General features: G+C 65.3%; 22 protein-coding genes. 14 read left to right on the top strand and 8 right to left on the bottom strand.

The features are described 5' to 3' along the window. Positions 1 to 1174: 1174 nt before the first annotated feature. Positions 1175 to 5158, bottom strand: coding sequence for a hypothetical protein (locus QFZ26_RS16810; protein ID WP_307044143.1), 3984 nt, complete (start codon positions 5156 to 5158; stop codon positions 1175 to 1177). A 297-nt stretch (positions 5159 to 5455) separates the two neighbouring features. Next, the gene (locus QFZ26_RS16815) at positions 5456 to 6220 is read right to left on the bottom strand and encodes a hypothetical protein (protein WP_307044144.1); all 765 of its coding nucleotides are present in this window, start codon (positions 6218 to 6220) and stop codon (positions 5456 to 5458) included. A gap of 158 nt (positions 6221 to 6378) precedes the next feature. Here QFZ26_RS16815 and QFZ26_RS16820 point away from each other — a divergent pair, with 158 nt between their 5' ends. From QFZ26_RS16820 to QFZ26_RS16830, 3 genes are all read left to right on the top strand, one after another. Continuing rightward, positions 6379 to 7428 carry a hypothetical protein gene (locus tag QFZ26_RS16820; RefSeq protein ID WP_307044146.1) on the top strand — a complete coding sequence of 350 codons (1050 nt, stop codon included), beginning with the start codon at positions 6379 to 6381 and terminating at the stop codon, positions 7426 to 7428. 214 nt (positions 7429 to 7642) lie between these two features. Then, positions 7643 to 7837 carry a hypothetical protein gene (locus tag QFZ26_RS16825; RefSeq protein ID WP_307044148.1) on the top strand — a complete coding sequence of 65 codons (195 nt, stop codon included), beginning with the start codon at positions 7643 to 7645 and terminating at the stop codon, positions 7835 to 7837. Positions 7838 to 8022: 185 nt separating this feature from the next. Continuing rightward, positions 8023 to 8532, top strand: a complete 510-nt coding sequence (locus tag QFZ26_RS16830) for a hypothetical protein (protein WP_307044150.1) — start codon at positions 8023 to 8025, stop codon at positions 8530 to 8532. Between the two features lie 312 nt (positions 8533 to 8844). Here the strand turns inward: QFZ26_RS16830 and QFZ26_RS16835 are convergent, their stop codons facing one another. Together QFZ26_RS16835 and QFZ26_RS16840 are read right to left on the bottom strand one after the other, a co-directional pair. Then, entirely contained in the window at positions 8845 to 9657 is an 813-nt protein-coding gene (locus QFZ26_RS16835) for a recombination directionality factor (RefSeq protein WP_307044152.1), read from the bottom strand. 414 nt (positions 9658 to 10071) lie between these two features. Beyond that, positions 10072 to 10500, bottom strand: a complete 429-nt coding sequence (locus tag QFZ26_RS16840) for a hypothetical protein (protein ID WP_307044154.1) — start codon at positions 10498 to 10500, stop codon at positions 10072 to 10074. A gap of 84 nt (positions 10501 to 10584) precedes the next feature. On the opposite strand from QFZ26_RS16840, the gene QFZ26_RS16845 reads away from it, so the two are divergent. The 3 genes from QFZ26_RS16845 to QFZ26_RS16855 all read left to right on the top strand — a co-directional run bounded on the left by QFZ26_RS16845 (position 10585) and on the right by QFZ26_RS16855 (position 12782). Beyond that, positions 10585 to 11019 carry a hypothetical protein gene (locus tag QFZ26_RS16845; RefSeq protein ID WP_307044155.1) on the top strand — a complete coding sequence of 145 codons (435 nt, stop codon included), beginning with the start codon at positions 10585 to 10587 and terminating at the stop codon, positions 11017 to 11019. 76 nt (positions 11020 to 11095) lie between these two features. Continuing rightward, on the top strand, positions 11096 to 11797 hold the full coding sequence (locus tag QFZ26_RS16850; protein WP_307044158.1) for a hypothetical protein: 702 nt from the start codon (positions 11096 to 11098) through the stop codon (positions 11795 to 11797). A gap of 115 nt (positions 11798 to 11912) precedes the next feature. After that, a complete protein-coding gene (locus QFZ26_RS16855; RefSeq protein WP_307044160.1) occupies positions 11913 to 12782 on the top strand; it encodes an HIRAN domain-containing protein in 870 nt (289 codons plus the stop codon). 933 nt (positions 12783 to 13715) lie between these two features. Here QFZ26_RS16855 and QFZ26_RS16860 read toward each other — a convergent pair. Continuing rightward, a complete protein-coding gene (locus QFZ26_RS16860; protein ID WP_307044162.1) occupies positions 13716 to 14501 on the bottom strand; it encodes a maleylpyruvate isomerase N-terminal domain-containing protein in 786 nt (261 codons plus the stop codon). Positions 14502 to 15089: 588 nt separating this feature from the next. Here QFZ26_RS16860 and QFZ26_RS16865 point away from each other — a divergent pair. Together QFZ26_RS16865 and QFZ26_RS16870 are read left to right on the top strand one after the other, a co-directional pair. After that, on the top strand, positions 15090 to 15695 hold the full coding sequence (locus tag QFZ26_RS16865; protein ID WP_307044163.1) for a hypothetical protein: 606 nt from the start codon (positions 15090 to 15092) through the stop codon (positions 15693 to 15695). Positions 15696 to 15806: 111 nt separating this feature from the next. Further along, positions 15807 to 17381, top strand: a complete 1575-nt coding sequence (locus QFZ26_RS16870) for a signal peptidase I (protein WP_307044165.1) — start codon at positions 15807 to 15809, stop codon at positions 17379 to 17381. Between the two features lie 92 nt (positions 17382 to 17473). On the opposite strand, the gene QFZ26_RS16875 is transcribed toward QFZ26_RS16870, so the two are convergent. Further along, positions 17474 to 20107, bottom strand: coding sequence for a polysaccharide lyase family protein (locus QFZ26_RS16875; protein WP_307044167.1), 2634 nt, complete (start codon positions 20105 to 20107; stop codon positions 17474 to 17476). A 131-nt stretch (positions 20108 to 20238) separates the two neighbouring features. Between QFZ26_RS16875 and QFZ26_RS16880 the strand changes: the two genes are divergently transcribed. From QFZ26_RS16880 to QFZ26_RS16905, 6 genes are all read left to right on the top strand, one after another. Next, entirely contained in the window at positions 20239 to 20574 is a 336-nt protein-coding gene (locus QFZ26_RS16880) for a hypothetical protein (RefSeq protein WP_307044168.1), read from the top strand. 47 nt (positions 20575 to 20621) lie between these two features. Beyond that, complete coding sequence (locus QFZ26_RS16885; protein ID WP_307044171.1) at positions 20622 to 21047, top strand: DUF1801 domain-containing protein; 426 nt, start codon at positions 20622 to 20624, stop codon at positions 21045 to 21047. A 193-nt stretch (positions 21048 to 21240) separates the two neighbouring features. Continuing rightward, a complete protein-coding gene (locus tag QFZ26_RS16890; RefSeq protein WP_307044173.1) occupies positions 21241 to 22662 on the top strand; it encodes a hypothetical protein in 1422 nt (473 codons plus the stop codon). Positions 22663 to 23035: 373 nt separating this feature from the next. Beyond that, on the top strand, positions 23036 to 23989 hold the full coding sequence (locus tag QFZ26_RS16895; RefSeq protein ID WP_307045126.1) for a discoidin domain-containing protein: 954 nt from the start codon (positions 23036 to 23038) through the stop codon (positions 23987 to 23989). 43 nt (positions 23990 to 24032) lie between these two features. Next, the gene (locus QFZ26_RS16900) at positions 24033 to 24485 is read left to right on the top strand and encodes a hypothetical protein (RefSeq protein WP_307044175.1); all 453 of its coding nucleotides are present in this window, start codon (positions 24033 to 24035) and stop codon (positions 24483 to 24485) included. Between the two features lie 43 nt (positions 24486 to 24528). Next, complete coding sequence (locus QFZ26_RS16905; RefSeq protein WP_307044177.1) at positions 24529 to 25044, top strand: metallophosphoesterase family protein; 516 nt, start codon at positions 24529 to 24531, stop codon at positions 25042 to 25044. A gap of 8 nt (positions 25045 to 25052) precedes the next feature. On the opposite strand, the gene QFZ26_RS16910 is transcribed toward QFZ26_RS16905, so the two are convergent. Further along, complete coding sequence (locus QFZ26_RS16910) at positions 25053 to 25562, bottom strand: flavin reductase family protein (RefSeq protein WP_307044179.1); 510 nt, start codon at positions 25560 to 25562, stop codon at positions 25053 to 25055. Beyond that, the gene (fdxA, locus tag QFZ26_RS16915; RefSeq protein WP_307044180.1) at positions 25559 to 25885 is read right to left on the bottom strand and encodes a ferredoxin; all 327 of its coding nucleotides are present in this window, start codon (positions 25883 to 25885) and stop codon (positions 25559 to 25561) included. Before fdxA ends, QFZ26_RS16910 begins: the two co-directional genes overlap by 4 nt. Between the last annotated feature and the right edge of the window lie 68 nt (positions 25886 to 25953).

Here is a 25953-nt window from a genome sequence, read left to right on the forward strand (position 1 = left end):
GCATTGCGCGGACGGTCTCTAGCTCCGTGGTGTCATCGCGTGGGGCCACAGAGCGTCGCGTCACACAACGCGCCCGCCAGCCGGTCGCCGATTGAGACGGTTGACTCCCTGTCGAACGGGGTTGTGATGACGGGCATTCGACCACAGCCCAACCCCCTACGACCCGCCCGCGAAAGTGCCCAATGAACGTGCCTCGATCGCAACAACCAAGAGACGTATATCGGCAATCTCCGCGTGCCGTTGGTCGGGTCCGTTAGGTTCCAGAGCCGCGAATCGAGCTTCGCTATTCGGACCTCGCGGATTCTCCCCACGCCTCTTGCAGATCGAGGACTTCCCTGTTTCGTCGGTAACGAAACGGGATAGCTTGGCGCACCTTCGGAGTATGAGCAGCCGGCCGAGAACCACAGTCCGGCGGATCCTGCCAAGCCGATGCGCCCGGTGTGCTTCGCCGCTGCCGCGGCCGGCTACCACCGGGCGTCCACGCATCTATTGCGGGCCCGGATGTCGCAAGGCGGCCTATGACGACAGACGGGCCCGGAAGCCGGAGGCGTTTCGGGTCCGAGTCGTTGAGCGCACTGTCGTGGAGACGGTTGCGACCATCTCGACCATTGACGAGGGCCACGACATCATTGAGTGCGTCCGACGGGTCTGCGGATCGCCTCGTGCGGTTACGAATGCCCTCTCAGCTCTAAGTCGCGAGGTCGGATCGGGCACCGTACTGCTGGACGGCAGGTGGGCGCCCGCTGTGCGCGCGGTCGCCCGGTTGAACTACGCAATCCGAGATTCGTCCGAGCGCGACCCCTGGCGTCACAGGCGCTGAAGACGATCGCATCGAGTCGATCACCGGAGGCGTCAGGCGTCCGACGTGGCTAAGTACCCGCGATGAGGGAGAGCTTCCACGCCCCTGCCGCGGCGCCCCTAACCGACTATTCACAATGCTCGATCACACGTGAAGCGATTAGGGCACCGTCACAGAGACATCCTCGCGGGCGGGTCATACGGGAATCTCGGGTCGCCGATTGAGCCGTTAGCTCACGTCGAACATGAGAACCGATGGGGGACCGGCATAGGTGCACTCGCCGACCGAGCTCCGACAGTGCGAAACATCCGTCGGCGAAAGGGCCTAGCAGGCACGTCTCCAATCCAGTGCCAGGGTAGGCACCCCGTCCGTCTCCTAACTCGATCGGGCAAGATCGATATCGGCTTCCAGAGCCAGGAGGCCAGCCTCGAGCAGGAGCCTCGCGAGCTGGTTGGGCGCAGAATCCACCTGGCGGAAGTCAAGCTGGGCAAGGTCGACGGCGAGTTGAGCACCATGGGTATCGCTGGCGCCGACTTCGGCTGCGAGCGCAGCCGCCCGCTCAACAGCTGGACTCCATGCTGCGGGGTCGTCGTCCTCGACGGTCAGCGGCGCGGGAAGCGGAGGCGGCGCGGGGATCGCCGGCCAATGCTCGGGTCGGTGAAGGCGCAAATTCTTGGCCTGCGAGAGCGAGACGAGCTGGTCGAGGTAAGAGCCCATCCTGGCGCGGTAGACGCGAGGGATCTCGTCCAGCGCATGCGCGACCTGAGCAACCTGGAGATACTCGTCGGTCGCGGGTGTTCCTCGTGAGCCGGATCCGAAAAGCACCATGCCGATTGGGAGCGCCAGTTCGCCATCGCGGACCGATGCGACGACCACACTGTCAAACCCGGCGTCGACACGGGCGCCCACGTCCCATTCGCGGAGGGCTCGTTCGGTTGCAGCCCAGTCTTCCAGACCCACGGCAACGCTGACCCCGAGGTGATTCCATGCGGGTACCGGCTCGGCGGCCTCGTACGTCACCACGTTCACATCCGATACGCCGGTCGCCTCGAGCCGCGCCACGACGGCGTTCGCGGTCGTGGTCGCGTGTCCGATTGCCAGTTCGTCCAGTGCGTTCGCGAGCGTATGGTCGCCGATGGTCCCGACGCGGAGCGCGGCGGCAGGGAGGCGTTCGAAAGAAGTCATCATCCGCGAGGCAACTCGGACCGAATCGCGGAGGGCGCTCGGCAGCGTGGGACCGATTGCCGCGTATACGGGAAGATGGGGCTGCGCGGCAGCCTCATCAAACACCTTGACGGTGTCGGCCAGCCGGAGTCCGGCGCCGTGGGTAGCATTCTGCTCGAACCCGGACTGGACCACCTGCAGGAGCGACCCGGTGACCGCCTCGTAGAACTTCCTGGCCCCGTCGGAATTCCTAGTGCGCTGCTCGAGGTCGGCAACGTTCGAGCCGAGAAGCGTCGATGCCTCGTCGAGGAACGGGCGCGGTGCCGGGATTCCTGGCATCCGGGCTGCGCGGGCAGCGACCTTGCGCACCCGGTCTGACCAGTCGCGTCGCCGAGTTGCGTTGTCGTTGGCGGAGAGGCGCCGCGGCAGTTCGTCGAGGAGCGTTGCGAGATCGTTGGCGATAGCCGCCTGCTCTCGGCATCGATCTGACCAGCGCTCATTGTTCCGTGTCGACATCGCGGCGGTCTGGACTGCAATGTTGTGCCGCTGTTCGGCCGCCCTCGGAACCACGCCGGCACGGATCGATTTGTGCCCATCGGAGGGCACACCCATCATCTCGGTTCCACCGTCGGCCTGCACGACGTCGACGGTGGCGAGGTCGAGTTCGGGGCACATATCAAACAGCCGCCGGACGAATCGCACGGCCTGGGCGTTGACCGAGGCGGGGTCGACTCCGGGCTGATCCGGATAGCTATCGCCTTCGTACCTCGGTTCGGCGCGGGCGAACGCCCTCGCGGTGGCTACGGTCGCGATGGCCGAGCGGGGCGGCCTGACGAGCGCACTCGGGGACTCCGGGAGGGCCGCGGCCGCAATTGTTGCGCCGCTCGCCTCGTAAGCGAAGGAATCTGCGGCGACGGCGAGGACGGCGCGTTCCGCGACCGGACCGAAGAGTCCGTCGACCTCTTCGGGTGCTGGATCGTTGGCGAAGAACAGGGCAGCCACGAGTTGTGCACGGAGGCCAACGCTTCGAAGGCTTCCGGGCTCGACCGGGTGCGATTCAAGGACGCGGGCAACACTGGCAGCGGATACCGGTATCCGGCCCTCGATCGCCTCCGCGAGCGCGATCGCCGATTCGAGGTCTGCGGTGACGAGGGCGGCGGCGACGGCTCCGGGCTCGAGCACGGTAAGGACGGTCTCGACGGAGGTCGCCGACCATTGGGGAAGCTGGGTCGCGAGGTCCCGGATGCCTTGTAGCAAGTCCATCCCGGCGAAGAGGTTGGACGCCTGCTGCGAGTATGCCATCAGCAGGACGTCGGTCGGGTCGGCGGTGTCAGAGATCGAGTTGCCCACGATCGGGAGCGCGGCGTGCACGTAGATCAGTGCATCGAGCCGCTCCGCGACCTGGACCCACTCGGCCACCCGGCCTGCCGTTGCGTCACCTGGGTCGTCGATCTCACGGCGGATCTGGTCGCGGATCATGTCGGCGAGGGCTGCGAGCTCACGGCTGAGGCCGGGCACGCTGGACGACCGTCTCGCGAGGCGTGTGGCCGCCCGGCGGGTCAGTTCTGAGCGCAATCGCGGCTGAACACCCGCGATGGCGCGGGCATAGGTGGCACCGAGGATTGGTGGAGCGGTTGCGTGTAGCACCTCCACCAAGACCTCGGCGCGTAGGTCATGCAGTGCTCGCCACGCTGTCGCGTCCTCGATCGCGATGAGGTGCTCGTCCTGAAGCAGCCGCAATGATCGGGCTAGGTCACCGTCTTGGGTGCACATGGGGCCGAGATGTTCGGCGGGCAGGGCATGGCCGAGGGTGTGCAGCGTCGCGATAATGCGAAGGGCCTCGACTGCGAGCGCATCCTGTGTCGAGAGCCTCGCCACTTGCTCGGCGAGCACGTCTTGGAGGTGATGGCCTGTGGTCGCGAAGGCAATCATCTCCATCATGAGTCCCTCGCCGCGTTCAATTGCCTCCTCCGGCTCCACCACTACATTGATCCCGGAGTCCTGCAAAGCCTGGATCACCGCGTTGGCAGACTCCCCAGCCAGCCGGGAGTCCACGAGCGCTGCACGCCGCCCGATCTCCGGAGTCAGGTCCTCTTGGCGGCACCCGCCGAGCACGGAAACGCCAATCACGGCGAGAAGCTCGTCGCGAGCAGCCGGCCAGGCGCTGGCCCGCGCTCGTCCCAGATCGTCGATGCACACGACCACCGGACGTGAGTTCTCCGGAGCAAGGGCGGCGACGTGGTCCACGAGCAGCGCGACGTCGGCATCAGAGGACACGCGCATGACTCGAATGACACGAGAGCCATCCGCGATCATCGACGCGGTCCGCCACAGCAGTGCGGACTTGCCGGTGCCGCTGGGGCCCACGATCAGTGCTTGACGAGAACGGCTCAGGGCCTCGAGCGCCTGCTCGGTCTCGTTCACGCGGAGGACGTCGAGCCCTGAGGCGATGTGCGAGGGCAGGACCGCGACGCCACTGAAAAATGTAGTCAAGTCGTCGGGAGTCCCATGCGCGAAGTCGGCGAACTCGCACACGCCCGCGTCGACGGCGCGCGAAAGACGCGTGAGGTCTGTCGCGTGCTGGACGTCCTCCACGAGACGGTCGATCCGCGTTCGCTCGAACACGAACGCGGTATGCAGCTGACGTGAACGCTGCTCGCCAGCCATCTGCGCGAGTTCGTGGACCAGGTGCGCATGGACGGTGAGAGCAACGGTATCCGCGACCCCGTAGCCGTCCAGCACGCCGCGCACGATGCCAGGTTTGAGTGGGTCGGGAACGACGACAATCGAAGTACAGGAGAGAGCGTGGTCGACGCCGGCGTCGTCCATCCCATGGGCTCTCAGCGCTGCGCGAAGATCGTCAAGCCCCGGCAGGCCGGACAGAATGGAGCTCCAGCCGGTCACGGGCACGTTCGATGCGAACGCCTCGTTCGTTACCACCGCGACCCGCAGCGGTCCGTCGCTTGCGGTCACGGAGCGCAGCTCAAGCGCGTGCGCGATGGCATCGGCGACACCCGATGCGCCGAGTGCGTTCCCGCGGGAGCGTTCTTTCGATTGCACGAACAGCCAGCTGCCGTCCCCGAGGCGACAGTCGATGTCTTCGAAGCCCTCAGGACGCACCGCAGTGATGCCGGGCCAGCCATCTGTTCCTGAGCGAACCAGCAGCGACGCGGACAGGCCGACCTGGTAGGTCACGCCGGCGACATTGCGCGCGCCCTGTCGAAGTCGGGAGAACAGGTCCGCCGCGGTGACCTCCGATGTAGTAGGCGTGACGGTTTGGGTGCGTCGCGCCGCCCGCCTCGCCGCCTCCCCGTGGCTTCCTCGCCGACCATTCCGCGGCATCCTCGTTCCTCTCCTCAAACTGTGTGATGCTCCAGGAAACGCACAGACCCCGGAACGAGTAGAGACCCTCAGCGTCGGTGGCAGAGTTACCCGCATGAGGATGAAGTGGGACGTCCGCCGATCTTGTTCCGCTAGCTAGCCCGACTCGCACTAGATGGATGCCTCTTCCCGCGCACCTTTGACGCGCTCCAAAATCCTCGCCTCCTGCGGTGATCCCCTATGGAGGTATTTCGTGAGCACTCGAAGAAACTCCTTTTCAGCGGCGGCCTTGATCTCGTCGCGCTCCCAGTCTGCCGGCGTCCACCCGCTCAACGGACCGCTGAGGTCCAGAGGAGCCACGCCATCCCATTTAAGAAGGGCAGCTCCAACTCCAACTGCGCGCGCGTGCGCAGGAGTGTAAACGGAGTCGGCTGCGGTGCCCGCGGCGGCGAGCGTTCGCTCGGTGGTGTCATCGGCAATGAGCTCGCGAGTCCACTTTGCACTCCAATTCCACCTATGCATCACATCGCGCCAAATGTCGTCTACCACCGCGCTGTCTTCGAATTGCACGAAACTCTCGAGTCGGAGCCATGTGGTGAAGAGCTCTTTGCTGCCCGGGGCGTCTTTCCCGTTCCAGAGCTCGCTTCCGATTTCGCTGGTGCGCAACGAGCCAGTCGCAGTACCGAAATCGATGAGCGCGTTGGCGAGCTGTTCGATGTAAGGCCTGCGCAAGCTCGCGCGGGTGATGGCTTGCTCGTGTTTCATCTGCTCATCCAGGATCTCGCGGTCGTGTCTGAGTTGACGTCTGAGCACCACCACGGCGATCGCGGCTGCCACGCCGGCGCTGATCGCCACGACAACGAGGTCTACAGCGGTGGCGGGGCTGGTGAGTATGCACAGGAACGAGTTCCACCAGGTTCCGGCACAGTCGCTCATTGCACGAACATATCGCGGCTCAGGCGATTACTCACTCTGACCAAGGCACCGCCAGCGATCGCGCACCTCCTCGTCGGCGATCGGTCCTTTTGTGCCGATCTGGCATGAGGGTCGATCGCCCTGCACGCGACGATCGCCGGGACGGGTGCGCTGCGATCGTGTCAGTGAACGATCAGTATCCGGGCCGGCGCAACTTGGTCGTTGGTTGCCGGATCAGCGACGGCGGCTACCGATACGCTCCGTCGATGAGTGATCAGGAATCGACTGCAGCGCCGAATGATCGCGAGACGAGCGGGATTGGGCTTGGAGATGAGCTCAATCGCGACTTCTATGCACATTCTCCCTCCGAGTACTTGCGCACTCGCATCACTTTGCTGATCGCATTCGGAGATGCACGTACGCCGATACACCAAGCGGTCTCGGAAGGTGTTAGCGCCTGGGATATGAGCGCCAACTCTGATGCCGCGCCAGACGACGATGAGACGGACGGGTTCGCAGTCGTCGAGTCCCTGTCGATCATGTACTTGGCGGCCGAAGCGCTCCTTCGCCTGTACTTCGCGCACGCGGACGGCGGGACGTGCCCTCCATTGCAATTGTCATCGTTGACAAGCTACGCAAAGTTCAAACAGCAGGCAGCGGCTTTGCTCACCGACCCTCCCAGCATCGAATCTCTGCGCCGCGTCTTCCGAGGCATGCTTGACGCTCCGCCCGACGTGCCTGAAGAGACATGGGACGAGGATGCAGAGGTGCTCCAGTTTCTTGTCCACCGCGCGGCGGAGCTGATGGCCCGCGAGTCGAACGTTTACAACGCGACGAAGCACGGCCTTGCCGTACAGCCTCGAAAGTCCGCCATGCGGCTAGGCAGCGAGGAAGATTCGAGCGGCGTGATCATCGATCACCACGGATCCTCGATCAGGTTTCTCAACAAGCTGCCCGGATCGGACCCCGGGGTCCAGCAGTGGCGGGAGACCACCCAATTTGTTTTCCCGTCGATCAACCTCGCAGTCGCCTCCTCCTTCGCAGACGAGATCGATGCGATCCACACCGTTGCCAAGAGCCGCCTTCTTGGCGAGGAGGGATCGATTCCAATTCATCGGCGAGCTCTGCTTGAGCATCTTCGGACCGTACCCTTCGGGAGCAACTACACGGGCCTGCTTTCGATGGCAATCAATAGGAACTTTCAAGTCAAGATCTCGCGCGAGCGATAGTGGCCAGTTCGGGCGCGCCGATCGGGAGCGCCTCCTGCATCGCTATCGCGGATTGCCCGATTCCTGCACCGCAGCCGGGCCATCGCCCGTAGGTGGATCCCCTACCGCAATACGCAAGCCAGGGCGAAGTCGAACAAGGAGCCGGCCGGCCGATTCTCCGGGTGCGGAAAACTGCTCCGGTATTGACGGGCATGAGGTCGGGTACCCTTTCGCCATGATCACACCCGGTGCAAGAACAGCGTGGCTCTTGATCTCGGTCATGGCGGCGATCGTCGCGGTTGCCGCACTCGCCTTCGCTCTGGTGTTCGCGAGACCCATCGTTGCGGTGATCGTGGCAATCCCCGTGGTGCTGTGCTGGGGCGCGTACTTCTTCTTCTTCCTCCGCTCGCCCCGACAGTCTCAAGAATGACACGGCGTACTTAGGTCTGGGGATCGCCCGCTGGACGATCCGCTTCTGGACGTCCGGAAGCGGATTCGCTTCCCGGAGGTCCGCTGACGGACCGGCTTGCGGGCGTGCCGATCCAGTCTTGTCGACGCGATAGTCCAGGTCGGCAGGCGGGCTTTCTGTCGCTCCGGCAGTTAGATTGCTATTCGATGCGTCAGAGCAAACAACTCGCTCGCGAGATAACCATGGGCTTCGTCATCGCTGCGTGTGTGACTGCGGCCCTGACGGGGTGCGTCAGACTGCCGCTCGCCGAGCAGCCCGAAGCGGAGCGATGGGCGAGAGATCAGGCCGAGCAGATACACGCGTCGTATCCGCAGCTTGCTACATCGCCGGCGGTGATGAAGCGGCTCAGCTGGTGCGCGTACGAAGAGCTCGACGAGGGTGTCGGCACGACCGTCTTCGATGTCGAGGTCCCGCTTCAAGTTGAGGAAGCGCGGGCGCTGCTGAAGCGGATTGGCGACGACTACGAGCGATCAGGGTGGGATGTGATTGGCGAGGGCGATTACTATCCGACCTCTGCAGAGTTGGACAATCGAAGTCTTCTCCCCACGGAAGCGGAGGGACACCCTGAAATCGAGTTGAGGTACGAGCCCTCCCGTTCCCTTCTGAGTCTGCGGGTGACGAGTGCCTGCTATCGGGACCCTGAGGGTGACGCGTAACGCAGTGGTGTTCGCCGAAGTGGCCCGGCTCACGAGCCTTTCCCTGGTGGCTCCGCCGCCCCCGATTGAGGACACGATCTGACGACGCGTCACTTGAGCACAGGTCGGTCGGCGAGGGCGAGCGCTTGACCCGGGTCACCGCTGTTCCCATCATTTACCCATCAGATTGACCCGTGAGCGACCCCCAATCGACCGGGTAGAATCGGAGTCAGCGAACCGCTCGGTTCCCTGTGAACACAAGGGAATCCAAGGGTTTCCGGAGATTTCCGGAGGTCACCGGCACACGCCCGGATCCTCCAAGGGGTCGCAGGTTCAAATCCTGTCAGCCCGACCGGGAAGAGGCCCGGAATCACGCGGAAGTCGCGGGTTCCGGGCCTTTTGCATTCGGCGTGTAAACGGGCTGTACACCAACGCGTACACCAACGGGTCCGCGCCCTTGATCTTGAGGACGGGCTTGGTGTACTTGACCGTCTTGCCCTTCATGGGGCCGTTCTTGGCGACGAACGACACCTCCTCGAGTTCGAGGACGGCCTTGGTCGGACCGTCGATTTCAGCGAGGCGCTCGAGCGTGCCGTCGCGGACCAAGTCCTGAGCCATGGACCACGCGCCCGTCTTGAAACGGAAGATGCCGAGGTCGACCTCCTCCGCGAGGCGGAACGTGATGTCGATGTCCGGCACGGGGCCGATGCCGTCCTTGCCGCGCTGCTTGCGCTCTTGGAACGAGAGTTCGGCATCCGGGTCCGGCGTGCCGTCGTTCTTGGTGAACCCGTCCGACGTGTAGATGGGATTGCCCGAGCGGCCCCAGAGGACCATGCGCTGGCGGATGGCGGACGGACCCGCGAGGATCACCTCGACGGACGAGGAGGCGGTGAACACCTCGAGGTTGTCCTCGCCCTTGCTCGCCCACGACTGGGGAGCGTCGCCGCCGAGGAGGTCGTGGATTTTCTCGGCGACCTCGGGGTCACCCGTGGTCACGCGCCAGTCCCTGAGGGTGGCGGGGCGGTCGTCGATCACGTAGCCGCTACGGAAGCGTCCGACGATGTCGTCCGCGAACGACTGGCGGGGCTTGGGCTGAGTCTCGGGGTCGGTGCCATTGGTGGACTGCGTGCCGATGAGGTCAGTCATGGCTTGAGGCTACCGACGCGTAACGGCGCTCGCCCACGTGTGCATGCGTCGACTCTCGCACGTCACCTAGCGTGACAACCACGGCGCCCCGCTTTGGGTTAACCTCGTGCTCGACGCGGCAACGGACGCCGCGAAGGATGGAGTTGAGAATGTACGAGGACAGCGACCTCGCCGGGATGACGTGGACAGTGGAGACGTCGCCAGATGGAGGTCAACGCACAGTATTCCCAGACGGGTCATACGTGTACGGCTGGGACCCGCGGGCCACATCCGCGGCGGCGTGAGGCGGGACCGGACGAATCGTAGTCGCCCGGTCCCAGTACTCAGCCTAGGCCGCTGAACTGCCCTGAGAAACGACGAAAAGGCCCCCGACTCCGAGTGATGAACTCGGGGCCGGGGGCCTTGGTGTTGACACTACGCGGATGCCAAGTTGAGGCTCCAGACGTCGGCGACGGTCGATGCGGCGATGCCGAGGACGACGAGTGCGACGTTGCCCCATTGACCCTTGGCGAGGAGGCGAAGGGTGCGGGACACGGCGAGGTCGCCCGTGGCGTTCCTGTCAAATGTGGCGATTGACGGCACAACTAGACCGTGCTCCTCGAAGCGAGCATGAAAGTCCGCGTTCACCCGGTTGGAGGCGGCTCCCAGATCGGCGGGCTTTGAGTCCATGATGGCTTGTGTGGCGGCCTCCCACTCTTTCTTGAGTGCAGCGGCCTCCACCACGTCGGCCTCGTGCTGCGCGAGCGTTCGGCGAGCGCCGAGCACAGCGAGCACCGCGCCGAGGACGGGCAGGACGGCGCCCGCGAGAATGAGACAGATGATGATGGCGCGGGTTGAGTCCATGGGCCTACGTTCTCAGCCCGGGCCGGTCGGTGCGCCGCGACACGCTAGCGGCGTGCCGGGATGTTGTGCCACGAAGTGGGGGCGATGGCAGGCGTTGCCGCGGTCTCCCCGCTCGGTAGTGTCAGGCGCATGACTCGCTACAGGGCCGCAGGGCTGGCCGCGTCGGTACTTCTCGCCACGTTCGCGCTAGCGGCGTGCTCGCTCGCAGAGTCACGGAATGTCTCGGCAGCCTGCAAGGCGGCGATGGAGTCGGCCGCTGCTGTCGTCGACTTGGACAACGACGACGCACTCATGGCAACGACCGAGACATGCGAGAACGCCGACGAATGGATCGTCGCGCTGCAGCACAACCCCGGCGCCGGGTCACTCGTGTCCTACACGGTCGAGGACGCCGAGGCGTTCCTCGACCTCGTATGCATCTATTCGATTGAGTCGCCGGTCTGCCTCGATGCCGCTGCTCAAGGCATCCTGACGTACGAACTGGACGACCCGCGGGTCCTCGAACTGAACGAGGGCTAGACGGGTCGAGAGCCATGTCGGCAGTTCCGCACGATACTGGAGTGGAACTTAAACGCATCAGCGTCAGGAGGCAAGGGTGTCGGAGCGCCGCGCAATCATTGAATCGGCCCTTGTTGTTCCGAACGGGCGCACGGTGGTCAAGGTAGTCGGTGACTCCTCGGAATCATTCTTGGGTGCAGTTGTCAGGGCTCACCTCAAGCAGGACCCGGCACTCGACGAGTCACAGGTGCCCCGAGCGACGTTCTACGAGAGTCATTTCACCCTCGACTACATTCGCAAGGATGACGCAGCGTGGGATCTTCCATCGCAGATCGCACTTCCCGATGACTCGACGTTCGACTTGGTAGCGCAGTTCTTCGGACCGGATCTCGAGTCCGAGCCTCCTCTTCTCAGAATCGACAAGGTCGGCGCTCGGGGCGGCGACGGCTTCTACCCCGCTGTGGTCACGGTGGAAGTGATCAGAGCGGCAGCTGAAATCTACGGAATCTATGTCGGTGGTCGCGAGCTTGCTCGGTTCGCGGCTCGCCTGAGACAGAAGGTGCCATTCGCTGCGGTGAAGCGTTGGACGCGGACGGGCCACAGCGACGAAGAGTTGATTGCATGGGTTCGCGGGCATGGCTCGGAATGGTTGCCGCGAAGCCTTGCACTGCTCCTCGGCGTCCAGGAGGACCGCTGCATTTCTCTGCTCGAGGCCGCGGGGTATCGTCCTTTCACATCGAGCGGCGACCACTGGTTCCGGTTCGGCGCCGAAGAGCAAAGCGAACAATCAGAGACGTAGACCGTTCGCCACGGTTACGCTGGCGCCATGGGTGCGAGGCGAGAGTCGGTCTATCTGCCGAGTGACCGGTGGGACGCCTTGCTCGCCGAGCATCAGCCCGCCGAACCTACGGCTAGTGCCGTATCGGGGCGAACTTTGGCTGTCGGAAACGACGACGGGCAAACTCATCCCGGTCGGAAACCGACACCTCGCGCGACTCGGACTCTGGGCATTCCGGGTGCGAGGCGTCCAATACCGTCCGGAGGCCGCGAAGGCGGCGGATCTGAACCTCGGTAAGGTCGTACGGCTCGAGCGCGAGCCGAACAACGAACACGACCGAAACGCCATTGCGGTCGTGGGCACCGCTGGCAAGCTCGGGTACGTGAACAAGCAGATGGCGGCTCGACTGGCCAAGCTAATCGACGGCGGTGAGCAGTTCAAGGCCATCGTCGTCGGGGGAGCACCCGCGGGCGAGCAATCTTCCCGGGTGCAAGTGATCGCGGCGGACCCGGCGCTCATCGCGCATCTACAGGGCGTCAAGAGTACGAGCGTGCGAATTTCTTCCCCCGACGGCGACTTCGTCGAGATTCGTCTCGATGGCTATCAGTTCGGGGCCTCGGACGCTGCACCGACGGGTGGTTGGGACGAGAACTGGCTGCTCGTCGATGGGCGTGTGAAGTTGGCCGAGGAGTCCTGGGAGTTTCGAGACCCTTGCCTGACGACGTGGGAGGCACGCGAGCTCCTCGCCTGGCTCCGAGCTGTTCCCCCAGCCGTAGACACCTCGATCGAATTCACGGAACCGAACCTGTCGCTTGCCGCAGTGGCTGCCGATCCAGGCGAGTCGATTCTCGTCATCAGGCTGGCGGGAGAGGCAGCACCACCGAGTGCTTCTTGGGACGACCGATGGGGTCGAGGGATTCGGATGGAACTTCGCGTCGAGCACGCCCTACTCGCTGTTGCAACTAACGAATGGGAACAGCAACTCCAGCTCTACCCGTTGCGTTGAGAGGTCGCCGACCGAAACACTCGGCACGTTCTCAAGCCGAGCTGTGAGGGCGCGCGGCATCCGTTGAATGTCCAATTCCCGTACGACGCGCCCGCGATAGTGCCCGGTAAAGGTGCCCCGAACACGACCGCCGACGCAAGCTGATTTGCCACCCGGGCATATCGATGAACGACCAAGATCCGACCCCAGGGGGATGTTCTCCGAGCTCGCGGCGTCGAGCGCCGACGTCCTCGTCCTAGACCCCAAGCGATCCCACGCCTCTTGCAGATCGAGGACTTCGCTGTTTCGTCGGTGACGAAACGGGATAGCTTGGCGCACCTTCGGAGTATGAGCAACCGGCAGAGAACCACCATCCGGCGGATCCCGCCAAGCCGATGCGCACGGTGCGCTGCGGCGCTGCCGCGGCCGGCTACCACCGGGCGTCCACGCATCTATTGCGGGCCCGGATGCCGCAAGGCGGCCTACGACGACAGACGGGCCCGGAAGCCGGAGGCGTTTCAGGTCTGAGTTGTTGAGCGCACTATCGTGGAGACGGTTGAGACCATCTCGACCATTGACGAGGGCCACGACATCATCGAGTGCGTCCGACGGGTTTGCGGATCGCCTCGTGCGGTTACGAATGTCCTCTCCGCTCTGAGTGGCCTGGTCCAATCGGGCACCCTATGGCTGGACGGCAGGTGGACGCCCGCTATGCGCGCGGTCGCCCAATTGAACTACGCAATCCGAGAATCGTCCGAGGGCGACCTCTGGCGTCACGGGCGCTGAAGACGATCGCATCGAGTTGATGTCCGGAGGCGTCAGGCGTCCGACGTGGCTAAGTACCCGCGATGAGGGAGAGCTACCACGCGCCCCCGCGCGGCGCCCCGTAGCAACCCGAGCCGGATACCTGCGAGGTCGCTGCGGCCTCGGCCTTCGGGTGCATGTCGTCGGTTGTCACACGGACGGGTCCCAGGCTTCGAGCTGATCGAAGATGCGACGGTCGCCATCGAACTCGAGCGAATCCAGTGCTCTGCGGCCGTAGAAGAACAGGACCAGGTCACTGGCAGTGCCCCGGGCGGAGGCGTGGGCCGTGTCGGGGTCCTCGCCGGCAGCGGGCGCGAGGCGGGCGACCTGTGCGCCGTCGTGGGACAGCCGGAGGCGCCAGGCGTGGCCCTCGGTGGCGTGGTAGTCGACGATCGCGGGGTCGTGTGGCCAGGCGACCGTCGTCGCGCAGAGGGTGAACTGGCAGTCGTCGAAGCCGTCGAGGGCGATCTTCTCCGGTATCGGCTGCGGGGCACCCCCGGTGAGTTGGACGTCATAGGTGTGCACCGCGATCTCGTGGAGCTGGCGCCGCGCCCAGGCCCCGGAGGTCTGTGGTGACGGCGAGTCCGCCCACCATGTCCAGCAGCCACGATCCGGGCCCGCCTCGCGCAGCACACTCGCCAGGTGCTCGACGGACTCGACCCACCAGTCCAGGAGAGCCTCGCGCTCCCGAGGCGCACCCGTGCCGCCTCCCCAAGCGGACTCCTCAGGCGGACCGTCCGCGGGCCCGGCCGCGACGATGGCGGTTGCCTTGCGGCGCCCCATGCCCACGCGTTGCACGTGATCGAACAGCGTCCGCGCGGGATGGGTCGGCATCTGAACATCGAGGCTGGGTGCCGCGGCGACCGCAGCGCGGAAGGCGGCCGACCGTTCGTCGATCAGCCGCAGCTGCTCAGGGAACGTGAGCAGCTTGTGCATACCGCATTTCTACCACTGTGCTCATGCCCACAACCGCCAACCCCTCCAAACCCTCGGCGTGGTCTCAACCGATACCGCTGAAGCCTGGACGCGCTCATCGACCAATCGATAGCAAAGATCACCCGTGAGACGTATGCCTCGGGAAGTAGCGCTCTCCACGCTGGGGCCGCTCAGAAACAGGTACGCAAACGAACGGGCTGGGGGTTCGCAGTGGTCGATGAGGTCCTTCCCGAGGTCTAGCCCTCCACCGCAAGCAGCTGAAGACGCTCCGGGGAAGTGGCGCCAGCACCTGCGATGCGGGCGGAGAACCGAGCTCGATGCGAGTTGTAGTCCTTCTCGCCCAGATGGGCGTAGACGCGACCGGTGATGTCGTAACTCGCGTGTCCCATCGCGCGGCTCGAGAAGCCCCCTGAACTGGGTGTACCGGATCCGGTTTGCGCGGTGATAAAGGACGTATGGTTTGCGAGCGGGGACATTGCATGTCCGGTGCAGCGGTCGCGTTCAAGCCGTGTCGCTCGACTGTCTGGTCGGGTGGGGGGAACAGATATCGACCAATGATCGGTCGAGAAGGAACACCGGGGATCCAACGTGGATGCACCAACCATTAGAACTCGCCGAATTGTCGGACTGGCGGTAGCTCCGCTGGCCATCTTGGTGGCGGGATTGCTCGTGTGGCAGGGATCGACCGCGGCCTTCACCGCCCGAACCCAGAACGTCGGCAACAACTGGGAGACCGGCTCGGTCACTCTCACTGACGATGACGCCGGCGCGGCGGCTTTCTCGGTGCAGAACGCGACACCCGGGGTGACCGGGAGCCGCTGTCTCACAGTGACGTCCACGTCGACGGTTGCCGGAGTTGTCAAGCCGTACGTGGCCAGATTGGGGGCACAGGGCCTCGAAAACTACATCTACATCCAGATGGAGCAGGGAACGGGTGGAGGCTTCGCGAGCTGCGACGGGTTCGTACGCGTTGGCACGCCTCTACCGGCCGCGCCGTTGTCATACTTGTCGACGGCGAATCACGACTACGCCACGGGGGGCACCCCGTGGGCGACGACCGGCGTTCCGGGCGAGTCCAGGACCTACCGGGTCATCTGGAGTTTCAACACCACAGGACTCAGCCAGATTGAAATCGATGCTCTTCAGGGTAAGTCGGTCAGCGTGGACGTCGTGTGGGAGCTCCAGAACAACTAGCCGAGTCTGACCGTGGCCGTGACCATGAAATCAGCAGCGACATCCCCACCCTCGGCGGCAATCCGAGGGTGGGGATGGCTCGGTGCGGCCGCGGCGGCTCACCTCTATCTCATGCTCATGCTCATGCTCGGCCTCGGTACCTGTGCATTTGTACCGATGCTGTTCGGCCTCACGGGCTCCGTCGTGCAGAGCGGTTCGATGGCTCCACTGATAGAGCCGGGTGACGTGACGCTCAGCACAAGCTTCTCGGCCGAAGAAGCCACACCAATGGGCCGCGTGATCACCTTCGAGGCTCCCGCGGGCTCCGCTCGGCCGGGGTTGGTGCTTCATCGCATCGTGGCCATCGACGACGACGGGCAAGTCGTGACAGCGGGGGACGCCAACGCTCACCCCGACAGCACGGGCTTGTCGCGATCTGACATCGTCGGCCGCGCCGTTGTGCTCGTCCCCCTGATAGGCCTGCCGAGCCTGTGGTTGACAACGGGTCAGATTGTGCCCCTTGGGATCTGGATACTGCTGACTCTCGCCGCGCTCGCGGTCGAGTCGCGATCACTGCTCTCCGCCCGACGCCGACACAGGGCTTTTCGGTCACGAGGGGTCCGAACCGGGGCTGCTGCCACTAGCCTGCTCGTTGCCGTGATTACCGCGGGCGCTGTCATCGGTCCCGCCTCGCTCGGGCAGAACGCGGCCGCATTCTCTACTCAGACCTCATCTGTGGGGAGTAGCTGGAGATACCCAGCTGCCGCTCCGGCCGTGCGGCTCGTCTTCACGAGCAATCCTTCCGCATTGTCGACCGGCGGCGTCGCGTTCGCGACGCAACCGGTCATCGAGTTCCGCGATGCGAGTGGTCGGCGGACCACGACGGGCGGCGCAGTGACGCTCGAGCTCGCAACACCCAATGGCGCCGTGCTCAGTTGCGCCACGAATCCGCTCACCGCCGAGCAAGGTCGGGCCGCGTTCACGGGGTGCTCGATCGACAAGATCGGCCTCTACACCCTCACGGCCCGGTCGGGCTCGCTCAGTGCGGCGGTCAGTACGTCGGTGTCTATTTCGACTGGGCCCGCAACCAGACTCCAGTTCACGACCGCACCATCGAGCACGGCGGTTGCGGCGACCGCCTTCGCCGTGCAGCCGAGAGTGACCGTGACGGATGCCGGAGGCAATGCCGTGACAACGAACACTGCCCCAGTCACTCTGGCGCTCACGAATCCGTCGGGCGCAACCCTCACCTGCGCGAGCAACCCGAGGACTACATCATTGGGTGTGGCCACCTTCTCCGGTTGCAACATAAACCGCACGGGCACTTACACGCTGATCGCAACGTCCGGGACACTCGCGGCCAGCACGAGTGCGAGCATTGTCGTCACCCCTGGGGCCGCAGCGCGAGTCGTGTTCCTCGTGAGCCCGTCGAGCTCGAGTACTGGTGGCATATTCTCCACCCAGCCCATCGTTGCCGTGCAGGACTCGAGCGGGAACACCGTGACCACCAGTACAGCCGCCATCACTCTCAGTGTCACCGGGACACCCGGCGGAACAACTCTGACGTGCGCGGTCAACCCCACCAGCGCATCCTCTGGCACGGCGACGTTCTCGTCGTGCTCGATCAACAAGAAGGGCACGTACACACTCACGGCTCGATCAGGAACCCTGACAACCGGCAGCAGCTCGACGTTCACTGTCGGGTAACGGTCAGCGTCCGACCAGTGAAGCCCCGGTAGATCGCAAGATCCACCGGGGCTTCACTGTCTTTGCCGGAGCCTCTGCGCGTCCAGCGCGGGTCAGCGGATCTCCAGTCGGACCGAGTCGTAGGCCGCCTCGTTCCAGAGGTGCTCGGCGCCCGCGTTGATCTGCAGGGAGATCTCGTTGCCCTGCGGCTTCAGCAGGGAGGCGTCGAAGGTGAACTCGTTGCGATACGTCCGTCCGCCGCATCCGCTTCGGTAAGTGGCTCCGCGGGCATCGTCAGGCTGGAAGGTCCACACGAATGCCTCGCCGTTGATCGTGACGGTGAGATTGCTCTCTTCCGGAGGCACCGGGAGCGCGGATCCCATCGACCAGGCCGCGAGCCCGACTGAGAGGGTGGCCTGAGCACCCGGCGTCGGGGCACCGTCGAGATCGAACAGGATGCGCCACGGAAGCTCCTGCCGGGTCGCGTGAATCCGGTAGGTCGTCGGCGCCGAGCCGTCGTCACCCGTCACCTGGATCTCGATCACGCTGTGCCGCCCGTCGAGCGGCACCGCGAGACCCGTCGCCGGTACCGGCACGCCGTCGATCGCGACGTGGGCACCGCCGCGGCCGACCGCGTGCACCGTCACCGACTCCTGGTCGAAATGGAAATCGGCCGCGAAGTCCGAGCGGAATGCGCTGAAGCCGGGTACCAGCTCTGCGCCGTCGATGCTCAGGCTCTGCAGCACCGGCACCGCCGCATCGGCGGACACGATCTCCACGGCGTTGATCCGGCCGTCTCCGCTCGCAGCCACGTCGAGCCGGCCCGCGTCGACGGTCACGTCGGCAGTGTGGACGGCATACTCGCCCGTGCCCGCGGTCAGGTCGACAAGCTCGCCGCCGTTGAACGAGATCCGAGTCTTGTTTGCGGCGATGGCGTCGCCGGAGATCACGGTGACCTGGTAGTCGCCGTTCGGAAGCTCCACCGAGAAGGTGTACTGCGACCCGACGGTGAAATCGCGCTGCAGGTCGCCGTCTTGACCGCGATCCCGGGAGGCGACGACACGGTCGAGTCCGAAGCCCCCGATGCCGTAGAGCGTGTTCTGAGCCACTCGCTCGTACCCCTGCGCGACGGGGCTGCCGGCGCTGCCGAAGTCGAAGAGCCGGATGCCCTCGGTATTCTCCGGCACCACGGTGCCCTCGGGGGCCTCGACGAGGTAGGCGCGCTGGTACTGGATATAGTTCCAGGCGGCCTCCGTGCTCTCCCCGACGATGTAGGTCGCGCCCTCGGGGAAGTCCTCGTGGAAGGTCTTGTACAGGCCGTACTGCCGGAAGTCCCTGCCGTTGCGGTATTCGACGGAAGTTCGGTTGGGCGAACCGACCTGGAAGACGGATCGGCCGTGACTCTCGGGGGTCCACAGCATGCGCCCGAGTTGGATGTCCTGGCCGGCGCCGACCTGGACGTCGTCGATCACGTACTCACCCCAGACCCCGTCGCCGTAGATGGTCAAGCGGTACGTGCCCGGTCGCACATTGTCGATTGCGAACTGGCCGCCCTCGTCGATGTCGGACCAGTAGCTGTAGCCGAGCACGGTGCGCTGCATCTCGACGCGGTTGTCGGACAGCACGGCGACAGCGCCCGCGAGGTTCGGCACGCCGGGGATCTGCGCCTTCCCGCGCACGCGCGAGCGTTGAGCCGTGGGAGCCCAGCCTTCCACGCCGAGGCGATCGTAGAACGCCGCGTGCGCATCGAACCGAGCCTGCCGTGCGGCATCTCGCCGCATCGCACGAGGGTCGTCGCCCTGGTTCACGTAGACGAAGTAGGGCCCGTACGTCTTCTGCCATGCCTGACCGGCCTCGACGCGCACCGGCGGCGCGCCGTAGTGGGTCGCGTGCGGCTCGACGAGCAGGACGGGTCCGTCGCTGGTCTGGTGCAGGATCAGGTCCTGCCGCACGGGGCCACCCGTGAAGGCCTCGAGATTCGGGAGCGCCGCCCACATGCCGTAGCCGTTCCCGTACAGTCCGTGCAGGCTGTGGTCCTTCATGTAGACGGCCCAGTCGTACTTCGTGTAATGACGGCGGGGATACGACGACCCCGTCCCCTCGAGGTCGTAGGTCGCGTCCATCACCATGGGCGCCCGCGAGAGTTCGTCTGCCGTCGGCATCTGCGCCGCCGCCTCTCGCCACGGTGTTCCGATGACGTCGTCGGGTACCGACGCGTGAGTGAAGGTGTCGCCGGCCGTGTAGAACACATAGCGATGCTGGTCGATCCGGAACCCGTGGAATGCGGCCGGGTGATCGTAGCTGTACGCGAGGTGCACGCCGGCCTCGCCAGTACGCACGATATGGTGGCGGATCAGCCAGCAGGGCATGTCCCCAGAGGGGCTGTGCCGGAAGGCGATGTCGACGAAGTCCTGCTCGCGCCGGATCGTCAGCCCGTTGTCCGCGGGCGGCAGCGGAAGGCCCGCGCCCTCGCGGACGGTGTTCATGTCGTAGTTGCCGCGGCCCACCATGTTCACACCGCCGTAGACGAGCGAAGTCATCCGACCATTGGACTTGTTCACGGTCAGTTGAATGACCCCGTTGTCGACGATGACCTCGGCATCGGTCTCGGTGACCACGGGCGGCTCCGTCGCAGATGCGGCCGATGCAGCACCGGAAACGGGCTGAACGAGCGGGGCCAGGGCTGTCGCACTGATGCCGAGGATCTTTCCGAAGGTACGCCGCGTCATTGCGTGAGATGAGTTCATGGTCGCCAGTTAACACGATTCAACGCGATCAGGGAAGTAGACATCGGATGAAAAGACTCATATCGTCGAAGGTGTCGCCGAGGAGGCTTCTCGTGCGCCGCGAGCACCGCTAGCGCAAGGAGGGAACCACGATGTCGATCGAAGCGACCGTGCTCAGGAGCTGGACGGGTTGGATTCGTCGAGCGGATCGCGAGCCGTACCGCGAGTACCTGGAACGCACGGGCCTGCGGGAGTACCGAGACACTCCGGGCAATCTCGGTGCCGTGCTGCTGTACCGCGATGTCGAGGATGACCGCACGGAGGTACGAACCCTCTCGCTGTGGCGTTCGCGCGAGGACATCGTCGCCTTCGCGGGTCAGGACATCGAGGCCGCGGTGTTCTACCCGGAAGACGACCGCTACCTGATCGACCGGCAGACCACCGTCGAGCATTTCGACGTGCCCTGGTCTGACGTGCGCAGCGGGTAGCGTTCGGTCGCAGTGCCGACTTCTGGAGCCAGGGTTACTGTGGACCCATGGCCGGCAAGCCCAACAAGACGCACGCGACCGACGCCAGCGTCGATGCCTTCATCGCCGAGCTGCCGAGCGAGACGATGCGCGATGACAGCCGCGCCCTGATCCGGCTCATGCAGGAGCTCACCGGCGAAGCGCCCCGGATGTGGGGGCCGACCATCATCGGCTTCGGCTCGTACCACTACCGCTATGCGAGTGGTCGTGAAGGAGATGCGCCCCTTGCGGGATTCAGTCCGCGCAAGCCCGAGCTGGTGATCTACCTCATGTCCGAGGTGCTGGCGCCCGAGCTGATGGCCACGCTCGGCAAGCACCGGCGCGGCAAGGTCTGCCTGTACGTGAAGCGGCTGGACGACGTCGACCTGGGCGTGCTCACGACCCTGATTCGGCGCTCGATCGCGCTGGCCGAGGAGACGTACCCGCAGGCCTAGCCGGTTTCGGTTCGATGCCGATGGCGGGCCCGAGCGGACGCTTGTCGGACGCGGCCCGCAGACCCGCCACACGATCCTCGGCCAGACGCGTTCAATCGTGCACAGTTCGGGCCGAAAGCAGCGATTTCCGCTCGGTGACCGTACCGTCGAAGGCGAGAATTGCTCCGCAACTCTGACTACAAGGAAGTAGTTCATGACCTCTTCGCGCACCCTCACGAGAATCGCTGCGATCGGCATCACGGGTGTCGTCGTCGCCACCCTGATGAGCGCCAATGCATCACCGGCCGTCGCTGCCCCGAACGCCGTGCAGGCCACGCTCCATGCCTCCCCGACCGGCTCCGGCACGGCGTGCACCAGCACGAGCCCATGTTCGCTCGAGGGCGCCCGCGACCGGGTGCGGCTCATCAACGCCCACATGACGGGTGACATCGTGGTGAAGCTCGCCGGCGGCGACTATGCGATCGGGTCGACGTTCCGGCTGACGGAGAGCAGCAGCATCCATGACTCGGGAACCAACGGATTCACGATCCGCTACGAAGCGGCAGCCGGGGCGACCCCGGTATTCAGTGGGGGGCGATCCATCACCGGGTTCTCGGCAACGAGCGGCAGCGGCTCCACCTCGATCTACTCAGCGCCGCTGCCGTCTGCCGACTTCGCCGTCGGCTTCAACTCGAGGGAGCTGTACGTCAACGGCGTGCGCGCGACGCGCGCCCGCTCGACGACCTCGCCGAGTGGTTTCGTGGCCGGAAACGATGTCAACGTTCCCGCCTACACGGTGCCGACGACCGGTCAGTTCGCCGGCATCGCGTCGTGGACGAACCAGGACGACATGGAAATCGTCAGCCAGAAGTCCTGGAAGATGCGCCGATGGGGGATCGCGTCCGTCAGCGGTTCGACGGCGACCATGGATGCCGCGGGCTGGACGAATGCCTTCACGCAGCCCGGGTACTACCCGAACACGTCGGGCGTGTCGTGGCTCGAGAACGCCAAGGCGCTGCTGGACACACCCGGCGAGTGGTTCCTCGACCGCACGCAGCGGGTCCTCTCCTACATGCCGAAGGCAGGCGAAGACCTCGCAACGGCGTCGGTGGTCTTCGGCGGCACCGTGAAGCTCCTCGACGCAGCGGGCACGTCGTCGACGCCGCTTCGGAACGTCACCTTCGACGGCGTGCGATTCGAGTACGACAGCTGGCTCGAGCCGAGCGACGGAAGTGGCTACGCCGACTTCCAGTCGGGTGCGATCTACCACGCGCCAGGCGATTGGTCGCAGGCGAACTACCTGACTCCGGCCGGCGTCAGCTTCGGCTATGCGAAGTACATCACCGTCAAGAACTGCACCTTCACGCACATGGCCAATGCCGCACTCTCATTCGGCGCCGGAGTGCAGAACAGTGTCATCGACCGGGAACACCTTCAGGGACATCGGAGGCAACGGAATCAATGTCGGCGGCATCACCATCGCCGACCACAACGCGACCGATCCGGCAGTGATCACGCGCAACGTCACGGTGTCGAACAACGACATCACGACCGTCGGCGCACAGTACTACGACAACTCCGCGATCAACGTGGGCTACACCCAAGCGACCGATATCGCCCACAACACGCTTCATGACCTTCCGTACACCGGGATCTCGCTCGGCTGGGGGTGGGGCTACGTCGACACCCTTGGCAGCACGGTGGCCAAGAACAACATCGTCCGTGGAAACAAGATCCACGACTTCATCAAGGCGCTGGACGACGGGGGCGGGATCTACACGCTGGGCAACCAACCGGGCACCAAGGTCGTCGACAACTACATCTACGGCGACAAGAAGCCATACGGCAACCTCTACCGCGACAACGGGTCGGGGTTCATTCTCGACACCAACAACGTCGTCAGCAAGCAGGACACCACGATGAACACGTGGTACTTCACGAATGTCGGAAGTGGCGGCTATTGGAACGCGCACGACAACGTCAGCCAGGGGAACTACTACTCGGCGGGCATGACGAACAACGGTGCCAGCGGCCAGAACACGGTGGGTTCCAACACGTCCGTCGCACTGTCGGGAGGCGCGTACCAGTGGCCGGTCGGGGCGCAGAACGTCATCAGCCAGTCCGGCGTCGGCGGAGCGAACATCACGGCCGTCGGTGAGGTTCCGATCTCACAGGGCAAGGTGGCCACGGCGTCCTCGATCTACTCGGCGCCGTACGATGCGTCGAAAGCCGTCGACGGCGATCCGACGACGCGGTGGGCGCAGCTCGGCGGAGCGCCCGACCCGTCGTGGCTCCGGGTCGACCTGGGCGCGAACCACGCGATCACGCGGATCAACACGTCCGCGTACCTCCTCAGCGGGTTGGGCATGAAGTACACGATCGACTACTCGGTCGACGGAACGACGTGGAGTTCGTACGTGGACAAGACGTCGGAGGCGAACGTGCCTGGTGAGGAGGTGAAGGCCGGTCTCGTGATCGCGCGGTACGTGAGGCTGAATTTCACCGACACGCAGTTCCAAGGTGGAAGCATCTTCCAGTTCGATGTGTACGGGACCGTCCCACCGCCCCTCTCGCAGGGGAAGCCGGCGACGGCGTCGTCGATCTACTCCGAGCCGTATGACGCCTCGAAAGCGGTCGACGGCGACACGACGACACGGTGGGCGCAACTGGGTGGTGCGCCGGATCCCTCATGGCTCAAGGTCGACCTCGGCGCCGATCACACGGTGACGAGTGTCAGCACGCTCGCGTACCTCCTGTCGGGGCACGCGGTGAGGTACAAGATCCAGTACTCCACCGATAACACGACGTGGAACACGTTCGTGGACAAGACCACCGTCGACTCCATTCCGGGAACGGATGCCGCGCCCGGGGGATCCGTCACCGCACGGTACGTGCGGATCACGTTCACCACGACCTACGCCCAGGGCGGAAGCATCTACCAGTTCGACGTCGCCGGGTACTAGGCGAGGGCCGGAGCGGCCCGGCGAGTCCAACTAGCGTGGACGTATGAGCCACGCCGACACGTCGCCGCCGTACCTCGACGAGCACGCACTGACGATCGAGGCGAGCCGCGAGGCGGTGTGGCGCTCGTTGCTCGCGATGCCGGACTCGATGATCTCGGCAACCTTCGCGCGCCTCCTCGGGTGCGTCGACGCCGAGGCATCCGGACCCCGACCGCTGACCGAGGGCTCGGTCGTACCGGGATTCCGCGTCGTCACCGCCGACGTGCCGAGCGAGCTCGCCCTGGCCGGCCGCCATCACTTCTCCGACTACCTGCTCGTCTTCCGCCTCGACGAGCTCGCGCCCGACCGCACACGAATCCGCGCCGAGAGCCGTGCGGCGTTCCCCGGCGCGAGGGGAGCCGTCTATCGGATGCTCCTCCTCGGCACCGGCGGCCATGTGCTCGTCACCCGCCGAATGCTGGCCGCGGTGAAGCGCAGCGCCGAGCGGCGGCCCTGAGCAGCTCGGTGACGGATGTCGCGAGGGCGAGCATGATGGAGGGATGCCGACCTCCCTCGTCATCGTCTCCGACACGCACGTCCCGAAGCGAGCACGAGCGCTTCCCCCGGTGCTGTGGGACGCAATCGAGGCAGCCGACCTGGTGATCCATGCGGGCGACTGGGTGGAGGTCGCGTTGCTCGACGAGCTCGAGGCGCGGTCCGCGCGACTCGTCGGCGTGGTGGGCAACAACGACGGGGCCGAGCTGCGGGCGCGACTGCCGGAGGTCGCGACGGCGGTGGTCGATGGCATCCGCCTCGCCGTCGTGCACGAGACGGGTCAGGCGACCGGTCGCGAGCAACGCATGGACGTCGCGTTCCCCGACATCGACCTGCTCGTCTTCGGGCACAGTCACATCCCGTGGGACACGGTGTCGCCGGCCGGCATGCGCTTGCTGAACCCGGGTTCGCCGACCGATCGCCGGCGCCAGCCCGCCGGCACGTTCATGACCGCGATCGCCGCCGACGGGCGCCTCCGAGATCTCGAACTGGTGGCCGTCGATCCGCCGCGCCGCGGCTGACCACCCGGCTAGCCTTGGCCGAGGCGGTGGTATCGGCGGTCGTGGTAGACGAGCGGCGGCGCAGGCGGCCCGAGGCGCACCTCGAGCACTTCGGCGGCGACGAGGGACGAGCTGCCGACCGGCACGATGTGCAGTGCCCGGCACCGCAGTGCCGCGGGCACATCGTCGAGCAGCGGCTCTCCGGTGTCGAGACGCGACCATCCCTGCTCGGCGGTGAAGCGCGGCGCACCCGAGTGGGCGAAGGCCTGGGCGAGGTCGAGGTGCCGGTCAGCGAGGAGATGCACGACGAACGTGTCGGCCGAGAGGAGAGCGCCCGCGGAGCCCGTTGCGCGCGTTACCGAGAAGGAGAGCGCCGGAGGATCGAGCGCGACCGAGGCGACGCTCGACGCGGTCAACCCGACGGGACCAGAATCGGTGGTCGCCGTGATGAGCGCGATGCCGGCGGGGTGCACGCGAAACGCCGCCTTGAAGTCCGCGGCACGGGTCGTCGCCACCGGCCGCGTCGGGGCATCCGTCATGCGGGATGCACCTGGGGCGGCAGTGCGGCGACGAGCGGGTGGTCGAAGTCGAGCATGCCGGTCTTCGCGGCGCCGCCGGGTGAGCCGATGTCGTCGAAGAACTCGACGTTCGCCTTGTAGTAGTCGGCCCACATGTCGGGCAGGTCGTCTTCGTAGTAGATCGCCTCGACGGGACACACCGGTTCGCAGGCGCCGCAGTCGACGCATTCGTCGGGGTGGATGTACAGCGACCGCTCACCCTCGTAGATGCAGTCGACCGGGCACTCGTCGATGCACGCCTTGTCTTTGAGGTCGACGCACGGCAGGGCGATCACGTAGGTCATCGGGTGGCCTTCATCACTCGCATGCATCCAAGCTAAAACCTCAAGTACCCTTGAAGTCAAAACGAGAG

Source organism: Agromyces ramosus (assembly GCF_030817175.1).
GTDB lineage: Bacteria > Actinomycetota > Actinomycetes > Actinomycetales > Microbacteriaceae > Agromyces > Agromyces ramosus_A.